We start from the raw sequence: 6,322 nt of genomic DNA on the forward strand, positions 1-6,322 counted from the left end.
ATAATGAATTTTAGTAAGACTATCTGCCTTTTTATTCTCTTTTTTGGAGTCAATGTTTTTGGCCAGAAGGATGGTATTGTCGCAAAACCGCTTAATCAGTATCCGCCTGAATCCCTGAAAGTGGATGAGCTTGGTAATAAATATTATTATGACGAGCAGCAGAAGATTAAGGTGTATGAAATCAATGGTGAGCCTGTAGTCGTTTTAGATGAGTTGGTTTTAGTAAATAAACCACGATTTAATAACCAGCTGGATAAGAATTACTATTACTTCCTGAATAAAAAGCTGTACAGAGTTTATCCTTTGTTTGTTACTGCACTCCAGCAGTACAGAGATATCCAGAAAGATATGAATGACATGGACAGTAAAGCCAAAAGAAAATTTGTAAGAGAAAGACAAAATATGCTTGCTGACCAATATGAAAAACAATTAAGAGATCTTACGACTACCGAAGGGCAGGTTTTTGCAAAGCTGATGAACAGGGCAACCGATAAAAATGTATTTGAAATTATCAAGGAATTAAGAGGTGGATGGAGTGCTTTCTGGTGGAATGTAAAAGGAAGAATGGCTGATATTGATCTGAAAGAACGCTATGATCCTCACGCTAACAGAAGTGATGAATTTATAGAGTCGTTACTGCAATCCAACTGGAACTCAGGTTATCTGCAGCCTTATCCCGGAGCCAATGATTTTAAAGTAAAAAAATAATATAAATTCCTGTAAGAATACTTACAGGAATTTTTCTTTTAATTTATCGAATACAATTTTATCTATTGGAAGAGGGAAGGGATTGTCTGGTCTGTCTATATCAATCCATTCTGTTTTTTCGATGCAGGGATCCAAAATAATAAAATCTTCCTCGTTAACAATATCTACTACATAATATATGGTAAGAAGCTGCTCATTCTCTCTGAAACGGGATACAAGAAAGTTTTCCTGAGTATAAAGATGTTCCAGAACATTGATCTTCACGTTAAGTTCTTCATCAAACTCACGATGCAGGCATTCCAGTACGCCTTCACCGAATTCTAATCCGCCACCCGGAAATTTCATTAAAGGTTCGCCGGCATATTCCTCAAATAAAGTCAGAACTTGTTTGTTTTTTACTGCACACGCATACACTCTAATGTTGATCTTATCTATCATATATATAATGTATAATATTTGTATAGCTAATGTAAGAAATTTTGTTGAGAAAAAGCTGGAAGTTGGAAGTGCGAAGCTGGGAGTTTTAACACTATTTATTCTTAATAATGTTGAAGTAGCATATCTTATATATATTGATTGTTATTTTTAAATAAAAAATCAAATTAATTAAGCAGCGGGCTGTAAACATCCAACATCCAACTTCAAGCTTCCATCTTCCATCCTATAATTTGATAGCATTAATCATCTCTCTCTTTCCAGGAGGTCCTTGCTTTTTCTCAACCTGGAAATTCAGTTCATGAAGGATTCTTCTCACACTGCCTTTAGAAGAGTAGGTGGTTAATAATCCATTAATGGCCATTTTGTCAGAAACCAGTTCAAATAATGGCTTTTCCCAAAGATCTGGCTGTACTCTGGCTCCAAAACAGTCAAAGTAAACAAGGTTTATTTTTGGCAGATCAATGTCTTTCAGGTCGAAAAAATCACATTCTATCTTTTTTAAATTGAATCCACTAATGATTTCTACTGACTTTTCCCAATCTGCCAGATGAATTTTCTGATAAATATTTTTAAACTCTGGGTTATCGAAAAGTTCAAAGTAAGCCAAATCCTTAACTTCGGATTCATTTATGGGGTATTTTTCCAGCGAAAAATAATTGATGACATGATTTTTGTCAGTTTTTAAATATTCATTAATTGTTACCAAAACATTCAAACCTGTTCCAAAACCGAGTTCTAAAATATTAATTTCGCAATCATTTACTAAATTAAGTCCATTTTTGATAAACACATGTTCGGCTTCCTGCAAGGCTCCGTGATGAGAATGATAGTTTTCATTTAAATCATTGATAAACAATGTTTTACTGCCGTCGTTGGTGGTCTTTATTTCTCTTTTCAAGCTATTTTTTTGTCAAATTTACTCTAAAATTTTTATATTTAGAAAATTATGTTAAATTTGTAGAACATCGTAAAAATTTTAAAAAATGATAATTCAAAAAACTGAAAACTCCAGAATTTCTACATTTGACCCTAACAATTTTTCATTTGGTGGTACTTTCATTGATCATATGATCATTTGTGAGTATGAAAACGGAAAATGGGGTGATGTAAAATTAGTTCCTTACGGTCCGATTCCATTTACACCTGCCATGATGGGAGTAAATTATGGACAAGCTTGTTTTGAAGGTATGAAAGCCTATAAAGACAAAGACGGGCAGGTTTTCCTTTTCAGGCCTGAAAAGAATTTTGAACGTATCAATAAGTCAGCGAAGCGTCTTGCTATGCCGGAAGTGACTGAAGAAATGTTTTTAGACGGATTGAAAGCTTTGGTAGATATTGACAGAGAGTGGATTCCACAGGGGGAAGGAATGTCACTTTATATCAGACCTTTGATTTTTGCCACAGAGGAAGCTTTGAAAGCAAGAGTATCAAATAAATATATGTTTGCCATTGTTGCAACACCTGCAAAGAGCTATTATTCTGAGCCGGTATCTGTGAAAATTTCTGATCACTATTCAAGAGCGGCAAACGGAGGTGTAGGTTCTGCAAAAGCTGCAGGTAACTATGCGGCTTCTTTCTATCCAACACAGTTGGCTATTGAAGAAGGTTATGAGCAAATCATCTGGACTGATGATGCTACTCACGAATATTTCGAAGAGAGTGGTACAATGAATGTGTTTGTTAGAATTAATGATACAATCTACACCCCTCCAACATCTGAGAAAATCCTTGACGGAGTAACAAGAGACAGCTTCATTCAATTAGCTAAGAAAAGAGGTATCGAAGTAAAAATAGAACCAATTCCTGTGAAAACAGTAATCGAAGCTTTAAAGAAAGGGGAGCTTAAAGAAGTATGGGGAGTAGGTACAGCAGTAGTAACCACTCAGTTCCAGGCATTAGGATATCAGGGAGAAAAACTTGAACTTCCAAGATTATCTGATGAAGAAAGCTATGCGGCTCTTCTTAAGAAAGATTTGGTAGACTTACAAACCAACTTATCTGAAGATCCGTTCGGATGGAGAGTGATGGTAGATCACGTATTGGAAACAGTGTAATACTATTGATATAACGATATGAAAGCCGGGTTTTCCCGGCTTTTTCGTATTGAAGTATTCACGTAAAATATACGAAGCGTTTTAGCGGAGATCAATACGTTACAACATTTACATATTTGTGTGTCAAGTTTTGTAATTGATTCGCGAAATGTGTATTTTCGCAAAAGTTTATGAAAAAAATAATCTTCATATCAGCCATAAGCCTGTTGAGTTGCAACAGAAATGCACAGACGGCCCATCCTCCTGTAGGTGGTGTTTTGAGCCAGAAAGATCTGGATGTTTCTAAGAACAGGATGAAAAATCTTAATATTATAGAACGTGGGCAGATTCAGGATTGGATCAGCGGCCAGTCTGTAAAGTATTATCCAACACAGCTTAATTATTGGGTAACGGTAGAAGGTTATGATCAAAGGGAAAGAAGGAAAGATGAAACTACAATTTCCTATTCTTATGATCTGTATGATTTTGATCAGACTAAAATCTATGATCAGCCTTTTGAAAGAAGAGATGCCAAATTCGGGCACTTTGATGAACTGAGAGCAGTGGAGAACGCTTTGCGTTTTATACATGATGGAGAGGAAGTAACACTTTTGGTACCGTCTTCTTTGGCCTACGGAACTTACGGAGACGAAAAAAAAATAGACAACGACATTCCATTAATCATAAAATTAAAAGCTTTATAAAAATATGAAATTGTTTAACAAGAATATAATTCTGGCAGCGGCAAGTATTTCGCTGATGAGTTGTACCCCAATTTATAAAAAAATGAACGTAGACAAAGAAACTTACGAAGGTCTTAATGACGGACTTTATGCCAATCTTCAAACTACAAAAGGTAACTTAATTGTAAAGTTTGAGGACAAGAAAGCACCAGTAACTGTAGCCAACTTTATCGGTCTTGCAGAAGGGAAAATCGACAACAAAGCTAAGGCTAAAGGAGTTCCTTACTATGACGGAACTATTTTCCACAGAGTAATCAAAGATTTCATGATCCAGGGAGGTGATCCTCAGGGAACTGGAATGGGAGATCCCGGATATAAATTCGAGGATGAGAAAAACGATCTTAAGCATACAGGAAAAGGTATTCTTTCTATGGCGAACTCTGGACCCAATACCAACGGCTCTCAATTCTTCATTACTGAAGTAGCTACACCTTGGTTAGACGGAAGACACACGATCTTCGGAAAAGTGGTAAAAGGAAATGATGTGATTGATGCGATTGCCAACGTTGAGAAAGGAGCTCAGGATAAACCTAAAACTGATATCGTTTTAGAAAAAGTTTCTGTTTTCAGCAAAGGTGACGAGTACAAGCACTACGATGCGGCTAAAACTTTCAATGAAGGAAAAGCTAAAATTGCAGAAAACAATAAAGCTTTCATCGCTAAAGAAGAAGCTGAAAAGAAGAAAAGAGAAGAAGAATTTAAAGCTAACCAGGAGAAATTGGTGGAAAACCTAAAAGCTGGTATGCAAAAAACTGAATCAGGTCTTTACTATAAAATCACAAAAACAGCTGACGGTAAAGCTCCTAAAGCGGGTGATAACGTATCTGTACACTATGCAGGTAAATTGGTAGACGGAACTGAATTTGATTCTTCGTTCAAGAGAAACGAACCCATCGAAATTCCAATCGGAATGGGAAGAGTAATCAAAGGATGGGATGAAGGTATCCTGTTATTGAAAGAAGGTGAAACTGCTACATTATTGATCCCGCCAGCAATGGCTTACGGAGAAAGAGGAGCAGGAGGAGTGATCCCGCCAAATTCCTGGTTAGTTTTCGATGTTGAGCTTGTAAAAGTGAAATAACAATAAAATAGGCTGCCTGAGGGGCAGCCTATTTTATTGTTATCTTAATTATAATTGTGTACTTTAATTAAGTTATTATCATTTGTTTGATTACAAGCTCTATAGCGGTGTATAAATAATGTGTAAAAAAGAAACACCCTGAGTATAGCTGGCTGTTCCTCCTGAACTTGTTACACAGCTTATTACTTCTCCCGCATTCAGTAATTTTACAAAGGTTCCCCCAAAAGACCTTTTACTTCCTACTAGTTTGGTGCCGGAAAATGCCCAGCTATCCTGGCCTGCGTTAATATATAAACTAACCGCAGCATTTGGATCTATATTCTCAAGCTTTACTCCTGCTACAATCTGATACACTCCTGTCTTTGCCACTGTGTATGTGCTGCCTGATGCATTCCAGGTACCTGAGCCTGATGAATTAATGTTGACTGATCCGAATTTTACAGTGTTCATCGCCCCATTTCCTGGCATATAAGTCGGGATAGATGATGTTTGTTGGGCATTGAAAATATTATTAGGTATTTTCAGGGAATTGATAAAGTTGCTGGTGCTGATTTGCGAAATAGCACCGCCACTGTCTGCCAGTACAATTCCTGAATTAAGAGCAGTATTGACATAATCTATCTTTCGGATTCTTGCATTACCATTTACATCCAGCGTCCGATTTGGATTGTTCAGGCCAACGCCTACATTTCCATTTGAGGTGATTGTTACTCTAGGCGTATTATTAGTGTTAAGATTTAGAGCATTAGCAGTAGTAGTTCCTACATAAGCAGCTCCTCCCCCGATATAGGTTTTCAGATTAATCGAACCATTGGTGTGGTTGATTCCAAAACTATTATCCGGTGTCTGGACAGTCAGTTTCGTATCGGGTGTATTGGTTGCTACTCCTACATTTCCATTTGAGGTGATTGTAACTTTAGATGTATTATTGGTCGTCAAATTAAAATCATTGGGAGTAACGGTTCCCATATAGGCAGCTCCTCCCCCAATATAGGTTTTCAGATTAATCGAACCATTGGTGTGGTTGATTCCAAAACTATTATCCGGTGTCTGGACAGTCAGTTTCGTATCGGGTGTATTGGTTGCTACTCCTACATTTCCATTTGAGGTGATTGTAACTTTAGATGTATTATTGGTCGTCAAATTAAAATCATTGGGAGTAACGGTTCCCATATAGGCAGCTCCTCCCCCAATATAGGTTTTCAGATTAATCGAACCATTGGTGTGGTTGATTCCAAAACTATTATCCGGTGTCTGTACGGTTAGTTTCGTATCGGGTGTATTGGTTGCTACTCCTACATTTCCATTTGAGGTGATTG

The 6,322-nt window shown here is 37.0% G+C and carries 6 protein-coding genes and 1 pseudogene; 4 read left to right on the top strand and 3 right to left on the bottom strand.

Annotated elements, in window-relative coordinates:
• Nucleotides 1–3 precede the first annotated feature (3 nt).
• Complete coding sequence (locus ACODR7_RS01575) at nt 4–708, top strand: DUF4294 domain-containing protein (protein ID WP_488836719.1); 705 nt, start codon at nt 4–6, stop codon at nt 706–708.
• A gap of 21 nt (nt 709–729) precedes the next feature.
• On the opposite strand, the gene ACODR7_RS01580 is transcribed toward ACODR7_RS01575, so the two are convergent.
• Nucleotides 730–1,146, bottom strand: a complete 417-nt coding sequence (locus tag ACODR7_RS01580) for an NUDIX domain-containing protein (RefSeq protein WP_488836720.1) — start codon at nt 1,144–1,146, stop codon at nt 730–732.
• Between the two features lie 223 nt (nt 1,147–1,369).
• The gene (gene mnmC2 / locus ACODR7_RS01585) at nt 1,370–2,044 is read right to left on the bottom strand and encodes a tRNA (5-methylaminomethyl-2-thiouridine)(34)-methyltransferase MnmC2 (RefSeq protein ID WP_488836722.1); all 675 of its coding nucleotides are present in this window, start codon (nt 2,042–2,044) and stop codon (nt 1,370–1,372) included.
• A gap of 85 nt (nt 2,045–2,129) precedes the next feature.
• Here mnmC2 and ACODR7_RS01590 point away from each other — a divergent pair, with 85 nt between their 5' ends.
• From ACODR7_RS01590 to ACODR7_RS01600, 3 genes are all read left to right on the top strand, one after another.
• The gene (locus tag ACODR7_RS01590; protein WP_488836724.1) at nt 2,130–3,200 is read left to right on the top strand and encodes a branched-chain amino acid aminotransferase; all 1,071 of its coding nucleotides are present in this window, start codon (nt 2,130–2,132) and stop codon (nt 3,198–3,200) included.
• A gap of 170 nt (nt 3,201–3,370) precedes the next feature.
• Nucleotides 3,371–3,883 (top strand): FKBP-type peptidyl-prolyl cis-trans isomerase, encoded by a 513-nt coding sequence (locus tag ACODR7_RS01595; RefSeq protein WP_488836726.1) that lies wholly within the window; start codon nt 3,371–3,373, stop codon nt 3,881–3,883.
• An 82-nt stretch (nt 3,884–3,965) separates the two neighbouring features.
• Complete coding sequence (locus ACODR7_RS01600; protein WP_228402413.1) at nt 3,966–5,003, top strand: peptidylprolyl isomerase; 1,038 nt, start codon at nt 3,966–3,968, stop codon at nt 5,001–5,003.
• 99 nt (nt 5,004–5,102) lie between these two features.
• On the opposite strand, the pseudogene ACODR7_RS01605 reads toward ACODR7_RS01600, so the two are convergent.
• Nucleotides 5,103–6,322 (bottom strand): annotated as a pseudogene (locus ACODR7_RS01605) (hypothetical protein); the annotation flags it as partial.

This window comes from Chryseobacterium sp. FG46 (genome assembly GCF_057809135.1).

Excerpts from the sequence above, each read along its gene's own strand:
- ACODR7_RS01580 (WP_488836720.1), bottom strand. The coding sequence starts at position 1,146 with ATGATAGATAAGATCAACATTAGAGTGTATGCGTGTGCAGTAAAAAAC.
- ACODR7_RS01595 (WP_488836726.1), top strand. The coding sequence starts at position 3,371 with ATGAAAAAAATAATCTTCATATCAGCCATAAGCCTGTTGAGTTGCAAC.
- ACODR7_RS01575 (WP_488836719.1), top strand. The coding sequence starts at position 4 with ATGAATTTTAGTAAGACTATCTGCCTTTTTATTCTCTTTTTTGGAGTC.
- ACODR7_RS01590 (WP_488836724.1), top strand. The coding sequence starts at position 2,130 with ATGATAATTCAAAAAACTGAAAACTCCAGAATTTCTACATTTGACCCT.
- ACODR7_RS01600 (WP_228402413.1), top strand. The coding sequence starts at position 3,966 with ATGAACGTAGACAAAGAAACTTACGAAGGTCTTAATGACGGACTTTAT.